Annotated in this window: 24 protein-coding genes and 1 pseudogene; 10 read left to right on the top strand and 15 right to left on the bottom strand. The window is 70.3% G+C overall.

The annotated features are described in order from the left end of the window. Positions 1-64 precede the first annotated feature (64 nt). The 3 genes from AB0I52_RS08110 to AB0I52_RS08100 form a co-directional block, all read right to left on the bottom strand. Positions 65-1618, bottom strand: coding sequence for an ABC transporter substrate-binding protein (locus tag AB0I52_RS08110; protein ID WP_363070197.1), 1554 nt, complete (start codon positions 1616-1618; stop codon positions 65-67). A 228-nt stretch (positions 1619-1846) separates the two neighbouring features. Then, on the bottom strand, positions 1847-3139 hold the full coding sequence (locus tag AB0I52_RS08105) for a metallophosphoesterase (protein WP_363070090.1): 1293 nt from the start codon (positions 3137-3139) through the stop codon (positions 1847-1849). A 63-nt stretch (positions 3140-3202) separates the two neighbouring features. Next, entirely contained in the window at positions 3203-3448 is a 246-nt protein-coding gene (locus tag AB0I52_RS08100; RefSeq protein ID WP_241200109.1) for an SCO4848 family membrane protein, read from the bottom strand. A gap of 121 nt (positions 3449-3569) precedes the next feature. Between AB0I52_RS08100 and AB0I52_RS08095 the strand changes: the two genes are divergently transcribed. After that, a complete protein-coding gene (locus tag AB0I52_RS08095; protein WP_363070088.1) occupies positions 3570-4832 on the top strand; it encodes a D-alanyl-D-alanine carboxypeptidase in 1263 nt (420 codons plus the stop codon). Here AB0I52_RS08095 and AB0I52_RS08090 read toward each other — a convergent pair. Further along, positions 4780-5823 carry a YihY/virulence factor BrkB family protein gene (locus AB0I52_RS08090; RefSeq protein ID WP_363070086.1) on the bottom strand — a complete coding sequence of 348 codons (1044 nt, stop codon included), beginning with the start codon at positions 5821-5823 and terminating at the stop codon, positions 4780-4782. The genes AB0I52_RS08095 and AB0I52_RS08090 overlap by 53 nt on opposite strands. 140 nt (positions 5824-5963) lie before the next feature. On the opposite strand from AB0I52_RS08090, the gene AB0I52_RS08085 reads away from it, so the two are divergent. Next, positions 5964-7334 carry an FAD-binding oxidoreductase gene (locus AB0I52_RS08085; protein WP_363070084.1) on the top strand — a complete coding sequence of 457 codons (1371 nt, stop codon included), beginning with the start codon at positions 5964-5966 and terminating at the stop codon, positions 7332-7334. A 78-nt stretch (positions 7335-7412) separates the two neighbouring features. Beyond that, positions 7413-8192 (top strand): decaprenylphospho-beta-D-erythro-pentofuranosid-2-ulose 2-reductase, encoded by a 780-nt coding sequence (locus AB0I52_RS08080; protein ID WP_363070082.1) that lies wholly within the window; start codon positions 7413-7415, stop codon positions 8190-8192. Positions 8193-8227: 35 nt separating this feature from the next. Here the strand turns inward: AB0I52_RS08080 and AB0I52_RS08075 are convergent, their stop codons facing one another. Both AB0I52_RS08075 and trpS read right to left on the bottom strand, forming a co-directional pair. Further along, on the bottom strand, positions 8228-8818 hold the full coding sequence (locus AB0I52_RS08075) for a 2'-5' RNA ligase family protein (RefSeq protein WP_363070080.1): 591 nt from the start codon (positions 8816-8818) through the stop codon (positions 8228-8230). A gap of 106 nt (positions 8819-8924) precedes the next feature. Continuing rightward, a complete protein-coding gene (trpS, locus tag AB0I52_RS08070; protein WP_363070078.1) occupies positions 8925-9938 on the bottom strand; it encodes a tryptophan--tRNA ligase in 1014 nt (337 codons plus the stop codon). A 282-nt stretch (positions 9939-10220) separates the two neighbouring features. Here trpS and rocD point away from each other — a divergent pair, with 282 nt between their 5' ends. Together rocD and AB0I52_RS08060 are read left to right on the top strand one after the other, a co-directional pair. After that, on the top strand, positions 10221-11426 hold the full coding sequence (gene rocD, locus AB0I52_RS08065) for an ornithine--oxo-acid transaminase (protein ID WP_363070076.1): 1206 nt from the start codon (positions 10221-10223) through the stop codon (positions 11424-11426). A gap of 78 nt (positions 11427-11504) precedes the next feature. After that, complete coding sequence (locus AB0I52_RS08060; RefSeq protein WP_363070195.1) at positions 11505-12362, top strand: hypothetical protein; 858 nt, start codon at positions 11505-11507, stop codon at positions 12360-12362. A gap of 54 nt (positions 12363-12416) precedes the next feature. Here AB0I52_RS08060 and AB0I52_RS08055 read toward each other — a convergent pair whose 3' ends face one another. Both AB0I52_RS08055 and AB0I52_RS08050 read right to left on the bottom strand, forming a co-directional pair. After that, positions 12417-13385, bottom strand: coding sequence for a helix-turn-helix domain-containing protein (locus AB0I52_RS08055; RefSeq protein WP_363070193.1), 969 nt, complete (start codon positions 13383-13385; stop codon positions 12417-12419). Between the two features lie 653 nt (positions 13386-14038). Beyond that, positions 14039-14581, bottom strand: a complete 543-nt coding sequence (locus AB0I52_RS08050; protein ID WP_363070074.1) for a hypothetical protein — start codon at positions 14579-14581, stop codon at positions 14039-14041. Between the two features lie 637 nt (positions 14582-15218). Between AB0I52_RS08050 and AB0I52_RS08045 the strand changes: the two are divergent. After that, a pseudogene (locus AB0I52_RS08045) lies at positions 15219-15335 on the top strand (NUDIX hydrolase); the annotation flags it as partial. A 126-nt stretch (positions 15336-15461) separates the two neighbouring features. Here AB0I52_RS08045 and AB0I52_RS08040 read toward each other — a convergent pair. Then, positions 15462-15671 (bottom strand): DUF397 domain-containing protein, encoded by a 210-nt coding sequence (locus AB0I52_RS08040; RefSeq protein WP_363070072.1) that lies wholly within the window; start codon positions 15669-15671, stop codon positions 15462-15464. Further along, entirely contained in the window at positions 15668-16504 is an 837-nt protein-coding gene (locus tag AB0I52_RS08035) for a helix-turn-helix transcriptional regulator (protein WP_363070070.1), read from the bottom strand. The genes AB0I52_RS08040 and AB0I52_RS08035 overlap by 4 nt, the downstream gene beginning before the upstream one ends. Before the next feature lie 106 nt (positions 16505-16610). Between AB0I52_RS08035 and AB0I52_RS08030 the strand changes: the two genes are divergently transcribed. Next, positions 16611-16850: a hypothetical protein gene (locus tag AB0I52_RS08030; RefSeq protein WP_363070068.1), complete on the top strand. Its 240-nt coding sequence runs from the start codon at positions 16611-16613 to the stop codon at positions 16848-16850. Continuing rightward, positions 16847-17026 (top strand): hypothetical protein, encoded by a 180-nt coding sequence (locus AB0I52_RS08025; protein WP_363070066.1) that lies wholly within the window; start codon positions 16847-16849, stop codon positions 17024-17026. Before AB0I52_RS08030 ends, AB0I52_RS08025 begins: the two co-directional genes overlap by 4 nt. Positions 17027-17496: 470 nt before the next feature. Here AB0I52_RS08025 and AB0I52_RS08020 read toward each other — a convergent pair whose 3' ends face one another. Beyond that, positions 17497-18900 carry a PLP-dependent aminotransferase family protein gene (locus AB0I52_RS08020; RefSeq protein WP_363070064.1) on the bottom strand — a complete coding sequence of 468 codons (1404 nt, stop codon included), beginning with the start codon at positions 18898-18900 and terminating at the stop codon, positions 17497-17499. Positions 18901-18947: 47 nt separating this feature from the next. On the opposite strand from AB0I52_RS08020, the gene AB0I52_RS08015 reads away from it, so the two are divergent. Together AB0I52_RS08015 and AB0I52_RS08010 are read left to right on the top strand one after the other, a co-directional pair. Beyond that, complete coding sequence (locus AB0I52_RS08015; RefSeq protein WP_362954102.1) at positions 18948-19457, top strand: carboxymuconolactone decarboxylase family protein; 510 nt, start codon at positions 18948-18950, stop codon at positions 19455-19457. A 42-nt stretch (positions 19458-19499) separates the two neighbouring features. Further along, positions 19500-20228 carry an isocitrate lyase/phosphoenolpyruvate mutase family protein gene (locus AB0I52_RS08010; RefSeq protein ID WP_363070062.1) on the top strand — a complete coding sequence of 243 codons (729 nt, stop codon included), beginning with the start codon at positions 19500-19502 and terminating at the stop codon, positions 20226-20228. 98 nt (positions 20229-20326) lie between these two features. Here AB0I52_RS08010 and AB0I52_RS08005 read toward each other — a convergent pair whose 3' ends face one another. The 4 genes from AB0I52_RS08005 to AB0I52_RS07990 all read right to left on the bottom strand — a co-directional run bounded on the left by AB0I52_RS08005 (position 20327) and on the right by AB0I52_RS07990 (position 24610). Further along, on the bottom strand, positions 20327-21316 hold the full coding sequence (locus tag AB0I52_RS08005) for a malate dehydrogenase (protein ID WP_363070060.1): 990 nt from the start codon (positions 21314-21316) through the stop codon (positions 20327-20329). A 205-nt stretch (positions 21317-21521) separates the two neighbouring features. Next, positions 21522-22583, bottom strand: coding sequence for an XRE family transcriptional regulator (locus tag AB0I52_RS08000; RefSeq protein ID WP_363070058.1), 1062 nt, complete (start codon positions 22581-22583; stop codon positions 21522-21524). Between the two features lie 504 nt (positions 22584-23087). Next, entirely contained in the window at positions 23088-23723 is a 636-nt protein-coding gene (locus AB0I52_RS07995; RefSeq protein WP_363070056.1) for a DUF3017 domain-containing protein, read from the bottom strand. Positions 23724-23743: 20 nt separating this feature from the next. Beyond that, a complete protein-coding gene (locus AB0I52_RS07990) occupies positions 23744-24610 on the bottom strand; it encodes a bifunctional methylenetetrahydrofolate dehydrogenase/methenyltetrahydrofolate cyclohydrolase (protein ID WP_363070054.1) in 867 nt (288 codons plus the stop codon). Positions 24611-24684: the final 74 nt, after the last annotated feature.

The following is a 24684-nucleotide window of genomic DNA, read 5'->3' as shown; positions in this document are numbered from 1 at the left end:
CCGCCCCGTTGACGCCGGGACGGCCGCTCCGTGGTGTTCCGCGCCACTGGTCAGTGGCGGCCGGTCAGATCCAGCCGAGTTCCCACAGCCGCCAGATGCCGGTGCCGTCCGAGAGGTACTGCGAACCGGCCACGTCGGGCTTGGCGACGACGTAGTCCTTCTTCTGCCACAGCGGCACCAGCGGCACGTCCTCGCCCACCAGCTTCTGGAGCTCCTTGAAGTCGGCCGAGGTGCGGCTGCGGTCGCTGAACTGCAGCGTGTCGCTGATCAGCTGGTCCATCTTCTTGCTGCTGTAGCCGTTGTGGAGGCTGGTGTCGCGGCCGACGAGCGGCTGGCTGAAGGTGTCGGGGTCCGGGTAGTCGGGGAGCCAGCCAACGGTGTACATGTCGTAGTCACCGGCCGCGTACCCCTTCTGGAACGCCGTCCACTCCACGGACTTGATCGTGACCTTGAACAGCCCGTCCGCGTTCAGCTGACGCTGGATCTCCTTGCTCTCCGGCGTGTACGAGTCGCCGGACCGGTAGGCGAAGTTGATGGGCAGCGGCAACTGGACGCCCGCTTCCTGCAACAGCTTCTTGGCGCGCTTGGGATCGGGCGCGGGGTACTCGTCGAAGAACGGGGTGCTGTGCCCGATGTAGCCCTGCGGGATCAGCGAGTAGAGCGGTTCGACGGTGCCCTTGTAGACGTCGGTCACCAGCGGCGCGCGGTCGATGATCGACGCGATGGCCTGCCGGACCCGCTTGTCGGCGAGCGGGGACCCGCTGCGGACGTTGAAGACTAGGTTGCGGATCTCGGCACTGTCCGCCTCGGTGATCCGCTGGTCGGCGTCACCGGGGTTCAGCTCGGCGAGCGTGGACGGCGGGAGCTGCCGGTGCGTGACGTCGGTCTTCCCCGACTTCCAGGCCGCCAGCAGGTCTTCCGACTGCTTGTAGTAGCGCACGGTGACCGGCCCGCCGGTCTTGTTCAGCGCACCCTTGTACCTGGTGTTCGGCACCAGTTCGGCGCTGACGCCCGGCTTGTACGACTTGAGCACGTACGGCCCCGAGCCGCTGACCTGACCGTCGTCCCGCAGCTTGCGCTCCGAGTACGCCTCGCTGTCGACGATCGACCCGGCCCCGGTGGCGAGCTTCTGCGGGAAGGTCGCATCGCGCGAGGAGAGGTTGAACGTGATCGTCCGGCCCTCGGTCACCACGTTCTTGAGGCTCGGGAACAGCACCGCCGGACCGACGTCCGTCTTGATGTTGATCATGCGCTCGAAGGAGTACTTGACGTCCTTGGCGGTCATCTTCCGACCGTTGGAGAACGACACGTCGTCACGGAGCTTGCACTGGTACGTCTGGAGCTTCCCGCCGATGAAGCCGCAGCTCTCGGCCGCGTCCGGCTCGGGGACGATCGCCCCGGACTTGAACGTCATCAGCGACTGGTAGATGTTGCTGTACATCGCCCAGGAGCCGGCGTCGTACGCTCCGGCCGGGTCGAGCGAGGTCACCACGTCGCTCGTACCGACGGTGACGGGGTCCTCTTTCGCTCCGTTCGACGGAAGCAACTGCCAGGCGCCGACGCCTGCGATGACCAAAACCGCGAGAATCGCGAGAATCCGTAGTCGGATCGACCGCATTGCCGTGCTCTCCCTTAACAGCCCCACCTCGGCGTCGCGCTCAGATACGCAGATCACCGCACGTTCGGGCTCAGCCAATCACACGATTTTCACATCTGGAAGAGGAAATCGGAGACACATAGCCTTTTGTTCGTTACTTGAAACCTTGGGCGGATAGGCCGAATACAGAGGGTTGGTAACCGGTCACCGAATTCACCCGACACGGCCCCGGGAGCCCGGCCGGAAGGGCTACGCCCGCTTGGAGGCGAGTTCGACGACAGTGATGTCCGAGGGGGCCCCGACCCGCACCGGCGGACCCCAGGCACCCGCGCCGCGCGTGACGTACAGCTGGGTGTCGCCGTAGCGTTCGAGCCCGGCGACCGTGGGGTTGGACAGCTCCGCGATGTAGTTGCCCGGCCAGAGCTGTCCGCCGTGGGTGTGCCCGGAGAGCTGCAGGTCCACGCCGTGCGCGACGGCCTCGTCGATGACGACGGGCTGATGGGCCATGAGGACGGCGGCCCGTGACCGGTCCCGGTCGCCGAGCGCACGGTCGAAGTCCGGGCCCTGCCCCTCGCTCTCGCCCCCGATGTCATTGACCCCGGCCAGATCGAAGCCGTTGATCTCCACCCGGGCATTCTCCAGCGGGTGCAGCCCCAATTCCCTTACATGATCCACCCATTGGGCCGCGCCGGAGTAGTACTCGTGGTTGCCGGTGACAAAGAACGCACCGTGCCGGGAGCGGAGTCCCGCGAGCGGTTCGGCGGCCGGACCGAGATCGGCGACCGATCCGTCGACCAGGTCCCCGACGACCGCGATCAGATCGGGCTGGGTCCGGTTGACCGTGTCGACGATCCGCTGGGTGTGCGCGCGGCCCAGGATCGGGCCGAGATGGATATCGCTGACGACGGCGATCCGGAAACCGTGCGCGGAGCGGGGCAGCCGGGCCAGCGGGATGGTGACGCGCTTGACCCCCGGGCCGCGCAGCACCCCGTAGGTGCCGTACCCGACCGTGCCCAGTCCGGCGACGGCCGCGGCGCCCCCGACGGCCCGCGCGACGAAGAGCCGGCGCGAAGGGGCCGCGGCGGGAGCGGGCGGGGCGGTGGGCGGGGCGGCCGTCCTGGTGTTCGCGCCGGATGTGACGGGGGTGGCGGATGCGGTGGATGCGGTGGATGCGCCGGCCGTCGCTTCGGTAGGCCCCACCGTCGTCGCCGTCTCCGTCCCCGCCGCCCGGCGCGCGAGCAGCCCGCGGAGCAGTGGCCGTACCGCCTCACCGACCAGCAGAGCCAGCGTCAGGTAGAGCAGGGCCGCCAGCCACAGATAGCCCGGCCAGGCCAGTACCCGCTGGAGCCAGAAGGGCGCACCCGTACGGCCGGAGACCAGCGCGCCGACGCTCAGCAGCGGCAGGACGTACGCCGCGACCGTGCCCGCCCGGCGCAGCGGGCTGCCCGCGGCCGTCGTGTCACCGACGAAGCGGCGCCACACATAGCGGTGCACGAGGACGAACAGCGGGAGGACCACGATCGCCACCAGAGCGAATCCCATGACTGCCACGTGTACTGTCCCGCCCTGTTTGTCCGTATCCGGTCCGTACGAGGTGCCGAGTGGCTACGCGGTCCGGTCGCGCAATGCCCTGACGCCACGGAACCCGATCACGCCAACCGCCGTCCCCAGGAGAAAGGACGTGATGGCGAGCAGCAGATGCACCCAGAAGTACGCAGTAGGGTCACCCGCGTCGTCGAAGGCGAGACCGCTGCCGTCCTTCCACAGGTTCTTGACGAAAGTGATCCAGATGAACCAGCTCCACACCCCGAACGCGAGCAGGAACCAGGAGACGGGGCGGCTGAGCTTCATGGACTCAGTATCTCCGCCTCGCTCGGGCCGGCTCGCCCGGGGTGGGCTGTCCTGGCGGTACGCACGGCGGGTCATACCGCCGGTGTCCATTTTCACATCAACTGCATGTACGTTTTTGACCGTGCCAGCTCTCAAGAAGACCGTGTTGGCGGTCACCTCTGCCGCCCTGCTGTCCGCTTTTGTCGTCAGTCCTGCCTCGGCGGTCGCCAAGGACACCTCCGACGACGGGCCGAAGCCGCCCGCCGGTATGTCGAGGATCGGTGGCGAACAGCTGGGCCGTTCCGGCACCCAGGTCAATCTCGGCCCCGACGCCCCGGTCCTCCCCAAGGACCTGACCGGCAGATCCTGGATGGTCGCGGACGCCGAGAGCGGTGAGGTGCTCGCCTCGCACAATCCGCACTGGCGGCTGCCCCCGGCCTCCACCCTGAAGATGCTCTTCGCGGACACCGTGCTGCCGTCGCCGGCCCTCCAGCCGAAGACCCGGAAGTACACGGTGAAGGACGAGGATCTCGCCGACATGGGCGAGGGCAGCAGCCTGGTGGGCGTCAAGGAGGACCTCAGCTACACGGTGCACGATCTGTGGCTCGGCGTCTTCCTGCGTTCGGGCAACGACGCGGTACACGTGCTGGCCGCGATGTACGGGGGCGTGCCCAAGACCGTCCGTGACATGCAGACACACGCCGAGGAGCTGCAGGCCCTCGACACCACGGTCGTGTCGCCCGACGGCTACGACGCGCCCGAACAGGTTTCCAGCGCGTACGACCTGACGCTGTTCGCCCGCAGCGGGCTGCAGAACTCGGACTTCCGCGAGTACTGCTCGACCGCCGAGGCGCAGTTCCCCGGAGAGCAGAAGAAGGGCAAGAAGCGCGAGAGCTTCGGCATCCAGAACACCAACCGGCTGCTCACCGGGGCCGACGGCGTCACCCCGTACAAGGGCATCGCGGGCGTCAAGAACGGCTACACGACGCACGCGGGCAACACCTTCACCGGTGTCGCCGAGCGCAACGGCAAGGTGCTGCTCGTCACCGTCATGAACCCGTCGTCCAACGAGACGCACGCCGTCTACAACGAGGCGGCGAGCCTGCTCGACTGGGGCTTCAGCGCCGGCGGCAAGGTCACTCCGGTCGGCGAGCTGGTCCCCCCGAAGTCCGCGGAGACCGGCAACGGCACGGGCAAGGGCGCCCAGGCCGACGGATCCGCCGCGGCCAAGGGCGAGAACGGCCCGGCGAAGACCACGAAGGCCGCCGCCGCGGGCGGTTCCGGCGGGGTCGGGGTCGCGCTGGGCATCGTCGGCGGGGTGCTGGTGCTGCTGGCCGGAGCCGCGTTCCTGGTCAACCGGCGCTGGCCGCTGCCGGACCTGGTGCGCCGCCGCCCTCGCCCCTGACCCGGCCGCCCGGGACACTCCCGCCCCGGGCGAGGTCGCTCCGGGTACTCCCGCCCCGGGCTCCGCCGCCCTCGGCCCCGCTGTCGTCGGCCCTGTCGTCCCCGGCCCCGTCGTCCTCGACGGGCAGGGGCTCCTCGGCGTCCTTGCTCGGTGTCGCCGTCCAGGCGGCGCAGAACAGCAGCAGCTTCGCGGTGAAGTTGATCCACAGCAGCAGGGCGATCGGCACGCCGAACGCGCCGTACATGCTCTTCGACGCGACGCCCTGGATGTAGCTGCCGAGCGCCAGTTTCAGCAGCTCGAAGCCGACCGCGCCGAGCAGGGCGGCGGCCACCAGCCGGTGCCGCGGCGGCTCCACACCGGGCAGCAGGGTCAGCAGGTAGAGCAGCAGCAGGAAATCGGCGCACACCGCCACCACCAGGGCCGCGATCCGCAGCAGCACACCGCCCGCGCCGTTCTCCGGAATGTTGAGCAGATCGGCGATCCGGCCGACGGCGACGGAGCCGACCGAGGAGATCGCCAGCGTCACCAGGGCCGCACCACCCAGGCCGAACAGCACCCCGGCGTCCTTGAGTTTGCGGATGACCGGGTTGCCCTGATCCAGATCGTCCATCTCCCACACCGCGCGCAGGCAGTCCCGCATCGAGCCGACCCAGCCGATACCGGTGAAGAGCAGCAGCGCGCCCGCCACCAGCCCGACCGTGCCCGCGTGGGCCACCAGATTGTCGATGCCCAGCTGATCGGAGATGCCGGGCACCTGCTCGGCGACCTTGTTCTCGATCTTGTCCAGCTGCTTGGTGGAGAGCAGCGCCGCACCGATCGCCGCGCCGACCGCGATCAGCGGGAAGAGCGCCAGGAAGCTGATGAAGGTGATCGCCGCGGCGAGCCTCGCCCAGTGGACCCGTACCAGCGTTTCGTAACTGCGCCAGGCGTGCGTCTCCATCAGCCGGGAGACGAGCGGCCCGATGACAGGGAGTTTTTTCAGCCAGTCCATGACGTACGACTACCCTCCCCGGCACCGAAAACCGATGCCTGTTGTGGAGCGTAGGAGATGACACCTGCTCAATCACCCATTTCGGTGAGTGTTGTAACAAATCCCTCAAAGGTGTTTTCTCGGGCGATACGGTCACTCCTATGTCTGTCGACACCGTGTCCCTGACCGGCTGGGGCCGTACCGCCCCGACGACCGCGCTGCGCTTTCGCCCCCGTAGTCACGAGGAGGCGGCGGCGACGGTACGCGGCTGCGGGCCCCGTGGCTCGATCGCCCGCGGCCTGGGCCGGGCACACGGCGACGCGGCGCAGAACGCGGGGGGTTGCGTCCTCGACATGACGGCGCTGAACCGGATCCGCGCCTTCGACGCCGGGACCGGTGTGGTGGTGTGCGAGGCGGGCGTGAGCCTGCACCAGCTGTTGGAGGTGCTGCTTCCGCTCGGCTGGTTCCCGCCGGTGACGCCCGGCAGCCGGTACGTCACGGTGGGCGGCGCGATCGGCGCCGACGTCCACGGCGGCAACCACCGCACCGCGGGCTCGTTCTCCCGCCACGTCACGGAGTTCGAACTGCTCACCGCCGAGGGCGAGATCCGCACGGTCCGCCCCGGCACCCCGCTCTTCGACGCGACCGCGGGCGGCATGGGCCTGACCGGGGTGATCCTCTCGGCCACGCTCCGGCTCCACCCCGTCGCGACGTCCCTGATGTCGGTCGACACCGAACGGGCCGCCGATCTGGACGACCTGATGGCCCGTCTCGCCGCGGGCGGCCACCACCACCGCTACGAGTCCGCCTGGATCGACCTGACGGCCCGCGGCCGGGCGACGGGCCGGGGCGTCCTGACCCGGGGGGAGCACGCACCCCTGGACGCGCTCCCGGCGCACGCCCAGCGCGCACCGCTCTCGTTCCGCCCCGCCCAACTCCCCGCCGCCCACTCGCTCGTACCGGACCTCGTCGACCTCGTCCCCGGACGGCTGCTCGGCCGTACCTCCGCGGCCGTCCTGGCCGAACTCCGCCACCGCCGGGCGCCCAGGTCCCGCACCGGCGAGCTCCAGCGGGTCTCCGCCTTCTTCCACCCGCTGGACGCCGTGCCGCGCTGGAACCGGATCCATGGGCGCGGCGGCTTCGTGAACTACGAGTTCGCCGTCGGCCACGGGCAGGAGGAGACGCTGCACCGGATCGTCCGGCAGATCTCGCGGCGCCGCTGCCCGTCGTTCCTCGCCGCGCTCGGACGGTGCGGCGAGAGCGGTCCCGGCCCGCTGTCGTTCCCGGCGCCCGGCTGGACCCTCTCCCTCGACCTGCCGGCCGCCCTCCCGGGGCTGGCCCGCTTCCTCGACGGCCTGGACGAGGAGGTGGCGGCCGCGGGCGGCCGGGTCTCCCTGACGAACGACTCCCGGCTGCGCCCGGACATGCTGGCCGCGATGTACCCGCGGCTGGGTGAATTCCGGTCGCTGCGCGCCGGGTCGGACCCGGAAGGGGCGTTCAGGTCGGACCTCTCGCGCCGACTGTCGCTCTGACCGACACCCTGGCTGCGACTGCCGGCCGCAGCTCTCCCTCCAGCTCCCCGCCCTCCGCCTTCCCTAAGGAGCGTTTCCGTGAAGGATGCCTTCGGTGCCCCGCAGTCCCTGCTCGTCCTCGGCGGTACATCGGAGATCGGGCTCGCCACCGCACGCCGCCTGATCGCCTGCCGTACCCGCACGGTCTGGCTGGCCGGGCGCCCCTCCCCCGCCCTGGAGTCCGCCGCGGCCGAGCTGCGCGGGCGCGGGGCCTATGTCCGTACCGTCGACTTCGACGCCCTGGACACCGAGTCCCACGAGACCGTCCTCGGCAAGATCTTCACCGAGGGCGACATCGACATGGTGCTCCTCGCCTTCGGCATCCCCGGCGACCAGGAACGCGACGAGGAGGAACCGCTCGCCGCGGTCCGGGTCGCCCAGACGAACTACACGGGGGCCGTCTCCGCCGGGCTGGTGTGCGCGGGCGCACTTCAGGCGCAGGGGCACGGCTCGCTGGTGGTGCTGTCATCGGTGGCAGGGGAGCGCGCCCGGCGTGCGGACTTCATCTACGGGTCGAGCAAGGCGGGCCTGGACGCGTTCGCCCAGGGGCTCGGGGACGCGCTGCACGGTACGGGCGTGCACGTGATGGTCGTGCGCCCCGGTCCCGTACGCCCGGCCGGTACGGCGGCCGAGGCCCCGCTCGCGACGATTCCGTTCACCCGGAGGCCCCTGGTGACCACGCCGGACGCGGTCGCAGCCGCGATCGTGACAGGTCTGCGCCGGCGCTCGGAGACGGTGTGGGTGCCCGGGGCACTGCGGGCCGTGATGTCGGCGCTGCGGCATGTGCCGCGGCCGCTGTTCCGGCGCCTGCCGGTCTGACGCCGGTCTGATGCCGGGCCGGGCCCCGGATCGGGTCAGGGGTGGAGCGAGGGCGCGTCCACGGAGCTGCCGCCCTGCGCGGGGAGCGCGGGGGCGCCGCCGCCCGCCTCGAACGGGAACTCGTTGATCTTGCGCCAGACGCTGTCCGGGCCCTGCTCGTACAGCGCGAAGGAACCGCAGGTCCAGGCGGCCTCGTAGTCGCCGAGCTCCGCGTACGCCCGGTCCATCGCCTCTTCGGAGATGTCGTGCGCCACGGTCACGTGCGGGTGGTACGGGAACTGGAGCTCGCGCACCAGCGGCCCTGACGCGTCCCGGACGCGCTTCTGCAGCCAGGAGCACGCCGAGGCGCCCTCGACGACCTGGACGAAGACGACCGGCGAGAGCGGGCGGAAGGTGCCCGTGCCGGACAGCCGCATCGGGAAGGGGCGGCCACCGGTCGCGATCGAGGCGAGGTGCGCCTCGACCGCGGGCAGGTCGGCCGCCTCCGCCTCGGTCGGCGGAAGAAGGGTGACGTGGGTGGGAATGCCATGTGCGGCAGGGTCCCCGAAGCTCGCGCGCCGCTGCTGGAGCAGGCTGCCGTAGGGCTCCGGGACCGCGATCGAAACGCCGAGCGTTACGGTCCCCACGTCGTTCTCCTCAATCCTCGATGGTCTGTTTTCAGCCATTGTCGGCCGCAAGCGTCACGCCGCCAGTGTGCCGCCTGTGGAGGGGGTACCGCCAGGGTCCTTGGACTCAGTGCTTGGCGGGCAGAAGACCCAGACGGTCATAGGTCCGCGCCAGGGTCTCGGCGGCGACGGCGCGGGCCTTCTCCGCTCCCTTGGCCAGGATGGAGTCAAGCGTCTCGGTGTCGTCGAGATATTCCTGGGTGCGGGTCCGGAACGGTGTGACGAAATCGACCATGACCTCGGCGAGGTCGGTCTTCAACGCACCGTAGCCCTTGCCCTCGTACTTCTGCTCCAGATCCGGGACAGAAGTATCGGTAAGGGTGGAATAGATGCTCAGCAGGTTGCTGACACCGGGCTTCTCTGCCGGGTCGAAACGGATCACCGTGTCGGTGTCGGTGACCGCGCTCTTCACCTTCTTGGCGGTGACCTTCGGCTCGTCGAGGAGGTTGATCAGACCCTTGGGATTCGCCGTCGACTTGCTCATCTTCGCGGACGGGTCCTGAAGGTCGTAGATCTTCCCCGTCTCCTTGAGGATGTACGGGTCCGGCACGGTGAAGGTGTCGCCGTAGGTGCCGTTGAACCGCTCCGCGAGGTTGCGGGTCAGCTCCAGGTGCTGGCGCTGGTCCTCGCCCACCGGGACCTGGTCGGCCTGGTAGAGCAGGATGTCCGCGACCATCAGCATCGGATAGGTGAAGAGCCCGACCGTGGTGCGGTCGGCACCCTGCTTGCCGGACTTGTCCTTGAACTGCGTCATCCTGGCCGCCTCACCGAAGCCGGCCAGGCAGTTCATGACCCAGCCGAGCTGGGCGTGCTCGGGAACGTGGCTCTGGACGAAGAGCGTGCAGCGATCCGGGTCGACCCCTGCGGCGAGCAGCTGGGCGACGGCGAGCCGGGTGTTGGAGCGCAGTTCCGCGGGGTCCTGCGGGACGGTGATCGCGTGCAGGTCGACGACCATGTAAAAGGCGTCGTGGGACTCCTGCAGGGCCACCCACTGGCGGACCGCGCCGAGGTAGTTGCCGAGGTGGAACGAGCCTGCGGTGGGCTGGATTCCGGAGAGCACACGGGGACGTTCAGAGGCCATGGAAATCATTGTCTCAGGTACCGAACGGATCTCGGGCAGCCGGTGTATGAAAGGTGTGAGGACGCGGAGGGGGCCCTGCGGCCGGGCCGGGAGGCGGGCCGCGCCGCCGGTGCCGGGGGTGCGGGACACGCGTTCGAGCGCGCGGGAGGACGGGACGGCCGGCGCGGGCCCCGGCAGCGGAAAACGCGGGCACGCCGTGCGGTGAAGGTTTCCTCGCGGGTGATCCGACCGACGATACAAAGTGGGCACACCAACCCGAGCCGCACGACGAACGGAGATCCCGTGTCGACCACGGAAAACGCCATCGCCTCCGCCGAGGCGCACAGCGCGCACAACTACCATCCGCTGCCCGTCGTCGTCGCGACGGCGGACGGTGCCTGGATGACCGACGTCGAGGGGCGGCGCTATCTCGACATGCTCGCCGGTTACTCGGCGCTCAACTTCGGTCACGGCAACCGCCGCCTGATCGACGCTGCCAAGGCACAGCTGGAGCGGGTGACCCTCACCTCGCGGGCCTTCCACCACGACCGGTTCGCCGACTTCTGTACACAGCTCGCCGAGTTGTGCGGCATGGAGATGGTCCTGCCGATGAACACCGGCGCGGAGGCCGTGGAGACCGCGGTGAAGACCGCCCGCAAGTGGGGCTACCGGGTCAAGGGCGTCCCGGACGGCATGGCGAAGATCATCGTCGCCTCGGACAACTTCCACGGCCGGACGACGACGATCATCAGCTTCTCCACGGACCACGAGGCCCGCGCGGACTTCGGCCCGTACACGCCGGGGTTCGAGATCGTGCCGTACGGGGACCTGACCGCGCTGCGGGCCGCGATGACGGAGAACACCGTCGCGGTGCTGCTGGAGCCGATCCAGGGCGAGGCGGGGGTGCTGGTGCCGCCGCCCGGCTATCTCCCGGGGGTCCGGGAGCTGACCCGCGAGCGGAACGTGCTGTTCATCGCGGACGAGATCCAGTCGGGTCTCGGCCGGACCGGGAAGACGTTCGCGTGCGAGCACGAGGGCGTCGTGCCGGACATGTACGTGCTCGGCAAGGCGCTGGGCGGCGGCGTCGTGCCGGTGTCGGCCGTGGTGTCCTCGGCCGCGGTGCTGGGGGTGTACCGGCCCGGGGAGCACGGTTCGACGTTCGGCGGGAATCCGCTGGCGTGCGCGGTCGCGCTGGAGGTCATCGCGATGCTGCGCACCGGTGAGTTCCAGGAGCGGGCGACGGAGCTGGGCGACCACCTCCACCAGGAGCTGGGGCTGCTGGTGGGCGGGGGCGCGGTGGACACCGTACGGGGGCGCGGGCTGTGGGCCGGTGTCGACATCGCCCCCGGCCACGGCACGGGCCGGGAGATCTCCGAGAAGCTGATGGACCGCAGGGTCCTGGTGAAGGACACCCACGGCTCCACGATCCGCATCGCCCCGCCCCTGGTGATCAGCAAGGAGGACCTGGACTGGGGCCTGGAGCAGCTCCGCGAGGTCCTGCGCGGCTGACCGCGTCCGCTTCGGTACCCGGCGCCCCCGGCGGGGACGGCCCCGCCCGCCCAGTAGAGTCCCCGTGTGCTCCTGGGGATGATCTGCGCGCTCGGTTCAGCGGTCTGCTTCGGTACGGCCTCCGTCCTACAGGCCGTCGCCGCGCGGGCCGCTGCCGAGCCCGGGGCCGGCAGCGCGGGGGTCGATCCGGCGCTGCTGCTGCGGGCACTGCGGCAGTGGCGCTACGTCGCCGGGCTCGCGCTCGACGGCCTCGGCTTCGTCTTCCAGATCATCGCCCTGCGCTCCCTGCCCATCTACGCGGTCGGCGCGGCCCTGGCCGCGAGTCTCGCCGTCACCGCCGTCGTCGCCGCCCGCCTGCTCCAGGTACGGCTGAGCTCCACCGAGTGGACGGCCGTCGCCGTGGTCTGCGCGGGCCTGGGCATGCTGGGGCTCGCCTCCGGCGGCGAGGGCCACCTGACCGGCTCGGACGCGCTGCGCTGGTCGATGCTCGGCATCGCCGTCGCCATCCTGCTGATCGGTACGACGGCGGGCCGGCTGCCCGAGCGGGCCCGCGCCCTGGTCCTGGGGCTCGGCGCGGGCTGCGGTTTCGGCGTGGTGGAGGTCGCCGTCCGGCTCATCGACGACGTCGCACCGTCCGCGCTGCTGACCAACCCCGCCGTGTACGCGCTGCTGGTCGGCGGCGGTTCGGCGTTCCTCCTGCTCACCTCGGCGCTGCAACGCGGATCGGTGACGACGGCGACCGCCGGAATGGTCCTGGGCGAGACGATCGGCCCCGCGCTGGTGGGCGTCATCTGGCTCGGGGACCGCACCCGCGAGGGCCTCGGCTGGCTGGCGATCACCGGCTTCGCGGTGGCCGTGGCGGGCGCCCTGGCCCTGGCCCGCTTCGGCGAGGCCCCGGCGGAGGACGTGGACGGTTCCGTGGTGAGCCCGAGGTAGGGGCGCGGGTGAGCAGGCCTGGTTTCCGTGGGAGTTGCCGACGTACATGCTGGCTCAAGGCGCTGCCGTGGGTCGGCTCTGGTCCCGCCACGCCTTGGGCGAGACGCCGTAAGCCCGCTTGAACACCTTGCTGAAGTGGGTCGCGTCCACGAAGCCCCAGCCCCGTCCTATCGCCGCGATGGTCCGGAACCGGCCCTCCGGGCCGGTCAGCTCTCGGCGGCATTCCTCCAGGCGATGTGAGCGGATCCAGTCCCCCAGGCTGACACCGGACTGGGCAAGTACTGCGTAGAGACGGCGGATCGAGATGCCGTGTGCAGCGGCGATCCGTGCGGCTGACAGGTCGCGATCAGCCAGGTGGGCTCGGACGTACTGCATGATCCGCAGACTCAGCGTTGCCTCCAACGGTGCGCGGGCCAGGTCCGAGTCGCCGAGCTGGGACGCCACGACCGCACGGAGCAGTTCGATGCTGGGCTCCACGACCGCGTCGGCGTAACGGCCCTGACGCATCCTTTCGCTGATGGACATGCGGGAGAAGTACGTGGAGGCGAGAACGGCGATGGGGTTGTCTGATCCGAGGGTCACAGCCGTGATCTCGTTCAGCGACCGGCTGGGCAGCGCGAGCGCCGTGCGGGGGAAGCGCAGAAAGTGCTGGTCGACACCCGTGTCGAAAAGAAGTGTGTAGGGAACGGTCGTGTCGTAGAGCGCGAAGTCTCCTGGTCTCAGCACCGCCTGGCGGTCGTTCTGTACCACCATGCTGGTGCCTGTCATCTGGAGACCGAGGAAGACGGCCGGCTCGGATTCCTCCCGTGCCAGCCGTTGCGTCCGGCGTATCGTCAGTGCGCTCGCCCGCGCCGTGCACACGCTGATGTACCCGATGGTATTCAGCTCGATATGGACCGACATGTCCTTGGGTGGAAGATGGTGGTCGATGTCGATCCGCACGACGGATTCCCAGACGGCCTGCCGGACCGTTTCCTCCCGATCCCGTGGTGCCACGGACGTGGTGTCCAGGGCCGCGCTCACGCTCATGGGGCTCCCCTTCGCCGCCTTCGGCCGCGCGGCCCAGTCGTATTCCTTCCGGGCGATACGGGCAGGGCCTCGCGCCCCGCGCCGGGCGTGTGGCCCGACCGGATGGAATGAGGGGGCCGGCCGGGAAGGTGCCGACCCGGCCGATCGTGACGCTCCGGCCTTGCGACACAGGCCGGGCAGGGCCGGTGCAATCCACCAGGCCCGACAACTTCACGATGGTGTCGCTCCCCCACCACGCCGCCTCTCAGACAGATCGGTGCGAACGTCAGAATGACAGGGCCACGTCATGTCGCGCAATGTCGCCACCCGCCACGTTCTGGGACACCGAGCGTTCGAAGTGGCCACCGATGGGGTGACGGAGGCGGGGGGCGACACGTGAGACACCCGGGCCGGCGAGGAGGTGTCCGAAGCCTCAACGCGTGGGCGAGCACGCCTGGTTGGTCTTCGATCAACCCGGTCGAGGCACGGCTGACTCTCGGCGGCCGGCAGCACGAACTCCCGGTCCGTGACGGTCTGGGAGTTCGCGGTGCACTGCCCTTCACGGTGGGTTCAACGGCCGGCGGCCACAGCCGGCACCAGCGCCTTGGCTCGAGTAGCCGTGTTTGGGCAGCATGCCGATTGCCCGGCCGCTGAGCCGGTTCGAGCCGCTAGCAGGCGGCGGCGGCGAGCCTGTAGACCCAACCCCAGGGTGCGTCCGCGTCCCAGCTACTGGCGCCGGGTGAGGTCCAGCCGAGGTTGTAGTTACTGTCGTAGAAAAACGCCCGTGCGCCGGTTCTCTGATTGTTGTGCCATGACCCGTTACCGAACCAGGGCATATTGATGTAGACGCAGCGAAGGTCAAAGGCGTCGCCCTCGTAGTAAGTCTTGCTGTACGCGCACAGGCTGCCGTACGGGCAGACGTAGCCCTGGGTAAGCTGCGTGCTGGCCTTTCCATCCAGATTTCGGGCGTATTTCTCTCCGGGCAGGGCGAGGAACAGATCAGCTCCGGCCTTGATGTGAATCTTGTTGACGGCTACCTGGGTTCCTCCCATTTTGGTGAGGTATGTGTCGGCCCTGGACTGAAGGCTCGCGGCCTGAGAGCTGGTCAGGCCGAGGCCTCTTGCCTGTGCTGCGAAGTCCGGGCGAGCACTGACGGGGCCGACGGAGGCGCTAGCCGCGCTCATTGTTGTCACAGACACGAAGAACGCCATCGCCAGTGCGATGAGGACTCTGCCTAACCTCGTTGATCTGAAAGGTGTTTGCTTCACCACGGTGTTGCCTCTCTGTCATTTCATCCGGGATGTGCACGATGGTGCTGTCGGCGCTTTCCAGCGCAGCGCGCCGAATGACATGGGCTGCGCCAAGGGCGGGTGGTTACTCCGGACACATCGGCGCGGCCGGGTTGGTTGCGGGCCGTAGTTTCGCCGTTACACAGCCGTCGGCATCCGGTGCGCCGTATCAATGAGTGCCCTGCCTGTCTCGACCGTGCCTTCGCCCCCAACTACTGCTCGCCGGTTCGCACTGCCACCAGTCTTCCGGCTGCCATGCGGCTACGTCGTTGGTCATGCGTGCAAGGTTCCTTGTTTCTGCTTGCACGGTGCTGCGGTTCAGGTCTCGTGCCGGGGCTCGCCGTGGACTCGCGACGCCCATGCCCCCAGAAGTAGGCAGCATTCGGCGGTCAGGACGTCACGGTGGCGTGGGTTGGCGTTGAAACAGACCGGAATCCTCGCCCGCCGCATGGGCTCCGCCGCACCTCGGCCGGTCCCCTCGGCCACTACGACCGGCACTGGGCGGCCGTCAATGGGCCGCTGGTGGTTCGAGACCGGCCCGGTCAAGGAGGTCGCTGACTTCTACCTCACCCGCATCGCGGCCTGGCCCTTCGAAGACCGCACCGGGCCCGAGTTCAGCGCCGAGGGCCGGGGCGAGCACGCGCTGGAGGAGATCCCGCTGACCGTGAAGGGGATCTCAACTGCTTCAACCGCAAGATGGGTGGTCTCAGCCAGTTCACCCGACGCGCTGCGGACAGCGAGAAGCCCCGCCGCGCAGCGCGCTACGGGGCCACTCCGAATCGGTACGTGCCGGGCTGGACCCTCAGACGCTGCCGAACTCTCCGCCCTTGACGCCAGCCACAAACGTGGCGAACGAGGCGGGGGCGACGTTCAGGACCGGGCCGCTCACGTTCTTCGAATCACGGACCGGCACGACGCCATGCGCGGCGACGAGATTGGCGGCGACCTCGATGCAGTCGCCGCCGTTGTTGCTGTACGAGGACTTGAACCAACGCGGGGATTCGGTCGTCACGGGATGCCCTTTCGCAACTCACTGATCATGGCCACGGACGCCGCTTGTGACATCGCTTCGCCCTGTAGTTGATGGTAGGCCGTCAACATGGGGACCACGGACGCAGTTTCCCGGTCCAGGTGTCCCTGCGCCTGAGACTCGGCGTAGCAGAGCACGGACCGATCCGACAGGGTCAGCAGGTTGACGGGCAGGTCGAACGTGCGGCGCTCGCCAATCTCGTACGGTGCCACCTGGAGAAGGGTGTTCGGCAGTCCGGCGAACTCGATGAGGTGCGCCAACTGGGCGTCCATCACGGCGGCCCCGCCAATGGGCCGACGGATGCAGCTTTCGTCCAGGGTGACGAACACCATGGGGGGCCGGGGCCGCACAAGCGCCGCCTGTCGCTCCGCCAGAAACGAGACGCGTTCCTCGGCCTGTTCGGGCGTGATGGCACCTCTCCGCACAGCGCTGTCCGCCAACACCCGTGCGTACTCCGGCGTCTGCAACAACCCCGGAATGATGCCAATGTTGTACAGCCGGATCTCCACGGCCCGGCCCTCGTGGCCGACGTACTGCGGGAAGCCCTCCAGGAGCGATCCGTGCCGGATCTCGCGCCACTGGCGTTCGAACGTGTCAGCGGTTTCTCCGGTGCCGAACACTTGGTCCGCACTGCGCGAAAAGCGGAGAGTCGGCATCTTGCGACCAACTTCCACGGCCGAGATGTGCGTACCGGAGTACCCCATCCGCTCGCCGAGTTCTTCCTGTTTCCACCCGCGAGCCTCACGTGCACGGCGGATACGCGCCCCGAAGGCGGCTTGGGGACTGCTGTCCGGGTCCAAATCCTTGCGGTTCAAGGGGACATCACCAGTCTTTCGTTCATGACTGACACGTTGAACAGCTCCTGACTCTAAGCCACGCTGAACGCCCTTGGTAGTGAAACGACTACAGAGAGGAGCGGCGATGTCTGAGCAGAAGCACGCCCAACTCCCGCCCGCCGACACGCTCATGGTGGACAGCAGCCGTAACGACCGCGTCGGGGAGTTCCGAGGAGCCTCCGGCCCGTACTGGTCGCTGCGGCCCATCGGCGGGGGTCCCGAGTGGGAATCCCTCCCCGAGCACGTCCGGCTCGCGACCCCCGCCGAACGCCTCGGCGCCCGTACCGCGTACGAGAACGCCAGGAGCCGGGGGGAAGTGGCATGACCGACCACAGCACCGCCGAGCCGCCCGGGACTACCGAGTGCCGACAGTGCCAGAAACTCGATCTGGCCGAAGCCGTGGCCCGGGGCGAGAGGGACGAGAGCCGGGCGACCGACTGCCGGGTGCTGCGCAGGCGGCACCTCGCCGCCGAGCACGGAGAACGCGAGGAGCCGTCGTGAAGCGCGCCCCTGATCACGCCGGCGAGCCACCCCCGGCGTGGGATCGCATGACCGGTGCGGGCTACGCGGCGGAGATCACCGTGACCGACGGGCAGCGTGCCGTTTCGCTGGGCGAGGTCGTGGTGCGCAATCGCCGGCTCGCGCTGCGCTGGCTGCGGCGGCGGGCGGTTCGGCTCGCGGAGGGGCCGGGTGCTCGGTCCGGCTCGCGGCGTTCCGGAGGGGCGGGCGTACGGTCGGCCATCCTGCGGAGCCGCACCGTGCTGAACGGGCTTCGGGCCTGGGCCGAGGAGCAAGCACAGCAGGACGAGGCGATGGCGCGGCTGGAATCGGGGTGCCCCGACGCGTTCACCGTGGTCGACCCCGCCGCCGGACTGCTGGTGACACTCGCCGTGCGGCGCGTCCGGTCGGGCCGGGCTCCAGCCGTGGGGCGGGCACCGGCGGCGCCGGGCGGCGCACCCGCGCACCGCACCTCACGGCAGCACCCGTACGAGCGCGTCCAGCGTGCCGGCCCAGGCGCTGTCGGTCGGGGTTCCGTAGCCGATGACCAGCGCCTCCCGGCGCACCTCGGCGTCCGGGTGGCGGAAGAAGGACAGCCCTTCCACCACCAGCCCCTGCCAGGCCGCCGACCGGACCACGTCCGCCTCGCTTCCCTCCGGGAGTTCGAGTACGGCGTGCATCCCTGCGGCGATCCCGCTGACCTTGATGGACGGGGCCCGTTCCGCCAGCGCCGCGACGAGCTGGTCGCGACGGTTGCGGTAGCGCAGCCGCATCGAGCGCACATGGCGGTCGTACGCGCCGGAGGCTATGAACTCCGCGAGCGTCAGCTGGTCCAGCGCGCTGGACGCCCAGTCGCTCAGCCCCTTGGCCGCCGTCACCTCGCCCACCAGCTCCTGCGGGACGACCATCCAGCCCAGCCGCAGCCCCGGCGCCAGGGACTTGCTGGCCGTGCCGAGGTACACGACGTGTTCGGGGTCCAGTCCCTGGAGGGCGCCGACCGGCTGGCGGTCGTAGCGGAACTCCCCGTCGTAGTCGTCCTCCAGGATCAGGCCGCCGGTGCTCCGGGCCCAGTCGACGGCGGCGGCCCGCCGGTCGGGGTGGAGCGGCACCCCGGTCGGGAACTGGTGCGCGGGTGTCAGCAGCACCGCACCCGCGCCCCGTATCCCGGCCAGTTCGCCGGTCCTGGAGCCGAGTTCGTCGAGCGGCAGGCAGGGGATGCGCAGCCCGGCCTCGGTGAGGAGGCGGGTGTGCACATGGAGTCCGTACGACTCGACGGCCACCCCCCGCACCCGGCGCTCCCGCAGCACCTTCCCCATCAGCATCAGTCCGTGGACGAAGCCGGAGCAGATGACGATGCGTTCGGGGTCCGCGTACACGCCGCGGGCCCGTGACAGATAGCCGGCGAGCACGGTGCGCAGTTCGATGCGGCCGCGCGGATCGCCGTACCCGAGGGCCTCGTTGGGTGCCGCGGCGAGGGCGCGCCGGGCCGCCTTGAGCCACTCGGCGCGCGGGAACGTCGACAGGTCGGGCGAGCCGGGCAGCAGGCTGTAGGCGGGGCTGGTGCGCGGCGGCCGGGAGCGCGGCGCCCTGGCCGACGCCCGGCGCGGCTCGGCGCGCTGCGCCACCCGGGTGCCGGAGCCCTGCCGGGCGGTGAGCCAGCCCTCGGCGACCAGTTCCGCGTAGGCGTCGGCGACCGTGTTCCGGGCGATGCCGAGGTCGGCCGCGAGGGTGCGGGACGACGGCAGCCGGGTTCCCGGCGCCAGCCGCCCCGTCCGGGCCGCCTCGCGCAGGGCCTCCATCAGTCCGGCCCGCAGTCCGGTTGCGCCGGTCGGGTCGATGTGCAGGTCGGCACCGAAAGCGGCCCAGGAATCTGTCATGAAAATGGACCATACCGCTGCGCCACCCACCCCGTAGCGTCGTATGCATGACGACGAACGAGCACAGCCACGCAACGTCCGAGTACACCACCGAGCACACGCCCCGCATGCAGTGGGTCGAGCACGCTCCCGACGTCTACAAGGCGATGGCCCGCATGGAGGCCGCGTCCCGCAAGGGGCTCGACCCGGTCGTGGCCGAGCTGGTGAAGATCCGGTCCTCGCAGCTCAACCACTGCGCGTTCTGCCTGGACATGCACACCAAGGACGCGCTCGCGGCGGGTGAGTCCGTCCAGCGGATCGTGCAGCTCAGCGCGTGGGAGGAGTCGCAGCACTTCTACACGCCGAAGGAGATCGCGGCGATCGAGCTGACCGAGGCGGTGACCGTCCTGACCGACGGTTTCGTGCCGGACGAGGTGTACGCGAAGGCCGCGAAGCACTTCGACGAGGCGGAGCTCGCCCACCTCATCGCCGCGATCATCACGATCAACGCCTGGAACCGGTTCGCCGTGACCACCCGAATGGTCCCGGGCCACTACACCCCCGGCGACAACCGCTGATCCGCTCACCCGTACCCCCGATCCGACTCAGGAGCCACCGCGATGACCGCGTCCGACCTCCGCGCGCTGCACCACGGCCGCACCGCAGGCGATCCCCTGGTCCTGCCCGGCCCGTGGGACGCCGCGAGCGCCCGCGTCTTCGCCGACGCGGGATTCCCGGCCCTGGCCACGCCGAGCGCGGGCGTCGCGGCGTCGCTCGGGTACGAGGACGGCCGGACGCCCGCGGCCGAGATGTTCGCCGCGGTGACCCGGATCGCCCGCGCCGTCCCCGTCCCCGTGTCGGCCGATGTCGAGGCGGGGTACGGGCTGGCGCCGAAGGAGCTGGTGGAGCGGCTGCTCGCCACCGGGGCGGTCGGCTGCAATCTGGAGGACTCGGAGGACGGTGTCCTGAGGGACGCGGACCGGCAGGCGGACCGGCTGGCGGAGGTGCGGGCGGCGGCCGGGGACCGGCTCTTCGTCAACGCCCGCGTCGACACCTATGTCCGCGGCGTCCCGGCGGGCACGGACCAGGAGGCCGAGACCGTGCGCCGGGCCCTGCTGTACGTGGCCGCGGGCGCGGACTGCGTCTACCCGATCGGCGCCCCGGCCGAGTCGCTCCCCCGCCTGGCCGCCGCCGTACCCGCACCGCTCAACGCGCTGGCCGGGCCGGACGGTCCGGGGCCGCGCCGGCTCGGGGAACTGGGCGCCGCCCGGATCACCTTCGGCCCCGGTCTCCAGCACCGGGCCATGGCCGCCGTACGCGGGATCGCCGACGGGCTGCGGACGGCCTGAGCCCCAGCTCCCGTACGCGCGAAAACGCGAACGCCCCCGGCGGACAGCGGCTGAACGCTGTGCCGGGGGCGTCGGCGTACCCGCGAACGGGCGGTGGATCAGATGAGGCCGAGCTCGCGGACCGCGTCGCGCTCCTCGGTGAGCTCCTTGACCGACGCGTCGATGCGCGCACGGGAGAAGTCGTTGATGTCCAGACCCTGGACGATCTTGTACGTGCCGTTCTCGGTGGTGACCGGGAAGGACGAGATGATGCCCTCGGGAACGCCGTAGGAGCCGTCCGACGGGATACCCATGGACGTCCAGTCGCCGGCGGCGGTGCCGTTGACCCAGGTGTGCACGTGGTCGATGGCGGCGTTCGCGGCGGAGGCGGCCGAGGACGCGCCACGGGCCTCGATGATCGCGGCGCCGCGCTTGGCGACGGTCGGGATGAAGGTGTCGCCCAGCCAGGCCTCGTCGTTGACGAGCTCGGCGGCGTTCTTGCCGGCGATCTCCGCGTGGAAGATGTCCGGGTACTGGGTGGCCGAGTGGTTGCCCCAGATCGTCAGCTTCTTGATGTCGGAGACGGCGGCACCGGTCTTCGCGGCCAGCTGCGAGATCGCGCGGTTGTGGTCGAGGCGGGTCATCGCGGTGAAGCGCTCCGCCGGTACGTCCGGGGCGGCGGCCTGCGCGATGAGCGCGTTGGTGTTGGCCGGGTTGCCGACGACGAGGACCTTGATGTCGTCCGCGGCGTTGTCGTTGATCGCCTTGCCCTGCGGCTTGAAGATGCCGCCGTTGGCGGAGAGCAGGTCGCCGCGCTCCATGCCCTTGGTGCGCGGGCGGGCGCCGACGAGCAGGGCGACGTTCGCGCCGGCGAAGCCGACATTGGCGTCGTCGGTGATCTCGATGTCGCGCAGCAGCGGGAAGGCGCAGTCGTCGAGCTCCATCGCGGTGCCCTCGGCGGCCTTCAGACCCTGCGGGATCTCCAGGAGACGCAGGTTGACCGGCACGTCCGGGCCGAGCAGGTGGCCGGAGGCGATGCGGAAGAGCAGCGCGTAGCCGATCTGGCCGGCTGCGCCGGTCACGGTGACATTCACGGGAGTGCGGGTCATGGCGATCTCCGTTAGACAGCTGGCGGTGGGGGCTCCTGGCCCCTGGTGCTGGACATCCCTGAATCTTGATGTGAAGAGATATCCAGCGATCAGGCTATCCGACCCGGAACCCCGTGGCCGCCCGGCCCCCTGTGGCAGCGCACACAACCGGTCACTCCCCGATCACCGGCTCGCCCACCGCGACCGCTCCCCCCGCGCCCCCCGCTCACCCGGACGCTTCGGCCGTGCACCCCTTCGTGCCGGTGGCGAGGGTGGCGCACGCCTTGACGTCGGCGATCCGCTTCACCGCGACCATCGGGGTGTACGTGTCCGCGGCGGCGGACACCGTGCCGTCCTGGCCCGCACCGCCCGCGCTGATCCGTACGGTGTCGCCGGTGGCCGCCTTGGTGATCCGGGCCCACGCCGCCCCGCAGGTCTTGCTGTAGCGCACCTCGACGACGCTTCCGCCGACGGTGGCGCTGGAGACCGTACGGACGTACTCGCCGCCGCAGCCCATGTCCTCGGGGTCCTGTCCGGTGCAGTCGGAGCCGCTGCACCCGACCCCGGCCGGCAGTTCCGGCGCACTGGCCGTCGGCGTCGGGGAAGGGGCGGCGGCCTTGTCGGCGTCGGGGTCACCACCCGAACCGGTCAGCAGGACGACGCCGGTCACCGCCAGCAGGACACCCACCGCGGCCGCGGCGACCACGAGCTGTTTGCGGCGGCCGCGGTCACGGCGACGTCCACCACCAGTGCCACGGTGTGCGGGCGGCAGGCCGGGCCCCGCGTCCATCTGCTGGTCCGGCCAGGCGTACGGCTGCTGGGGTACCTGCGGAACGGTCCCGCGCCGGACCGGTACGGACGGCGAGCCGTCGCTCGCACCCGCCGCGCCCTCGGCCGTGCCGACGGCACCGGAGGGGCGGCTCCTGCCGTGGCCGCGCGACGGCTGTGCGGTCTCGCCGAGCGCCGCACGCGCCTGGATTATCCGCATGCCCTCCATCGTCATGTCGTGGCGCATCTCGGCACGGCTCCAGGCCCGTTCCGTCAGCTCCCACATGGTGTTCAGATGTACGTGGTTGGTGCCCGTCACCTCGGCCAGCGCGACGATCGCACCCCTGGGGGCGAGCAGCCGCCCGTTCAGATACCGCTCCCACGACGTCCTGCTGTACCCCGTGCGGTCGGCCACCGCGGAGATGCTCAGACCGCTGCGGTCGACGAGCCTGCGCAGCTGGCCGGCAAACTCCCGTACCTGTGGGTCGAGATCCTCCGGCAGTGCCTTCCAACGAGGCATTACTTCCCCCTGCTTCCCATTCCCACTTCACGTCGTTTCGGCTTCCGCTGCCCCCGAACGCGCCGGCGCATCGCACGCCGCTCGCCCTCTGTCCGGAACCGGTGGTCTTCCGCCGGACTACCCAGGGAGATGCGCGAACGCGGGCCGCCAGTTCCTGGAGCGAGAGCGCACGGTTGCACTCGGAAGTCCGGCGCACACCCCCCGTGCACGCCCCTGCCGCCTGCCGCCTGCCGCCTGCCGGGCCAGTCTGCCATCGTTGCCTGACGATCACACCGTGGCGGAATGGTCACTTCCGTGCCACAGGCCACAGCCAACCCTTGAACAGACCTCCCCCAACCACAAGGCTGGAGTCAGGACGGGGCAAGGCCGCTCAACTCGCCGCATTCCGGAGCATTTCGCTCCGGGCGCGCCCCGCCTCCGGCGTCCGTCCCTTCTCGGGGGAGGGGACGGGCCCCGGTATGCGGCCCCGGGGCCTCCCCTTCGGATCATGCCTGCCTTGCGGGATCAGCGGATCGTGAAGTGGACCGCGTTCTCCAGGAACGGGATGTCCAGCCACGGCTTGGGCTGCGCCATCAGCGAGAGCATCACGATGAGGACGCCCAGCAGTCCGTACGTCACCAGGTCCGTGAAGCGGGAGCGCACCGCGAGCATGCCCACCGAGGGGACCACCAGGCGGAGCACCGCGCCCCCGATGAGCGCCACGCCGATCAGTATCGTGCCGATCCGGAAGGCCCCCTCGAAGGGGTCGGAGGCCACGATCAGCAGGCCGATCGCGGCCGTGCCGAGCACCGCGAGCAACGGCCACTGACGGGCGGGCGCCGGGGCGTCCCCGCCCGCCGCCCGGCCGCCGCCCTCGGGACGCGCTGTGTCCCGGGTGAGCGAGGCCGCCGCCCGCGGCCGGCCCGCCGCGGGACCGGGTGCCAGGTGGCTGCCGGTGCGGGCGTCCGGACCGTCGTCCGGTGCGGCCGGTGCCCCCTCGTCCGAAGCCGCGGGCCCCTCGCCGGCCGGAGCATCAGCGGCGTCGGCGGCCAGAGCGTCGGCGGGGCCCCTGTCCGGGACCTCGGCCGGGACCTCGGCCTGCTCGGCGACCGGCCCGTCCGCAGCGGCGGCCCGGTCGGCCGGACTCGTACCAGCACCCATGGGGTTCCTTCCGGTTCGGATCAGCCCGCGGACGGGACGGAGTCGCGCTCGGCCGCCTCGACCACGTTGACGAGCAACTGGGCGCGGGTCATCGGGCCGACACCGCCGGGGTTCGGCGAGATCCACGCGGCGACCTCGGCCACGCCCGGGTGGACGTCGCCGACGATCTTGCCGTTCTCGTCCCGGCTGACCCCGACATCGAGCACGGCCGCGCCCGGCTTCACGTCCTCGGGCCTGATGATGTGCGGCACACCGGCGGCCGCGACGATGATGTCGGCCTGCCGCAGGTGGGCGGAGAGGTCACGCGTGCCGGTGTGGCACTGGGTGACCGTGGCGTTCTCCGACTTGCGGGTCAGCAGCAGCGGGATCGACCGGCCGATGGTGACACCGCGTCCGACGACCACGACATGCGCCCCGTTGATCTCCACACCGTGGTGGCGGAGCAGCTGCACGACACCCTGCGGGGTGCAGGGCAGCGGTCCCGACTCGTTGAGCACGAGCCGGCCGAGGCTCATCGGGTGGAGGCCGTCGGCGTCCTTGGCCGGATCCATCAGTTCCAGAACGCGGTTGGTGTCGATCCCCTTGGGAAGGGGGAGCTGCACGATGTAACCCGTGCACTCGGGGTCGGCGTTGAGTTCCCGTACGACGTCCTCGATCTCCTCCTGGGTGGCGGTGTCGGGGAGTTCGCGCTGAATGGAGCCGATGCCGACCTGCGCGCAGTCGCGGTGCTTGCCGTTCACGTACCACCTGCTGCCCGGGTCATCCCCCACCAGCAGGGTTCCCAGGCCGGGGGTGACACCCCGGGCCCTGAGGGCCGCCACGCGGGCGGTGAGATCGGACTTGATCACGGCTGCGGTGGCTTTGCCATCGAGAATCTGGGCAGTCATGCGGGCATTCTCGCGGATGACCCACCCCGGGACCAATTACAGGTACCGACCGTGGACACAAGGTTGCACTTGGA

Source organism: Streptomyces sp. NPDC050423, from assembly GCF_040655445.1.
Taxonomy (GTDB): Bacteria; Actinomycetota; Actinomycetes; order Streptomycetales; family Streptomycetaceae; genus Streptomyces.
The sequence above is the reverse complement of the archived record's forward strand: the minus strand, read 5'-3'. Positions and strand labels throughout refer to the sequence as shown.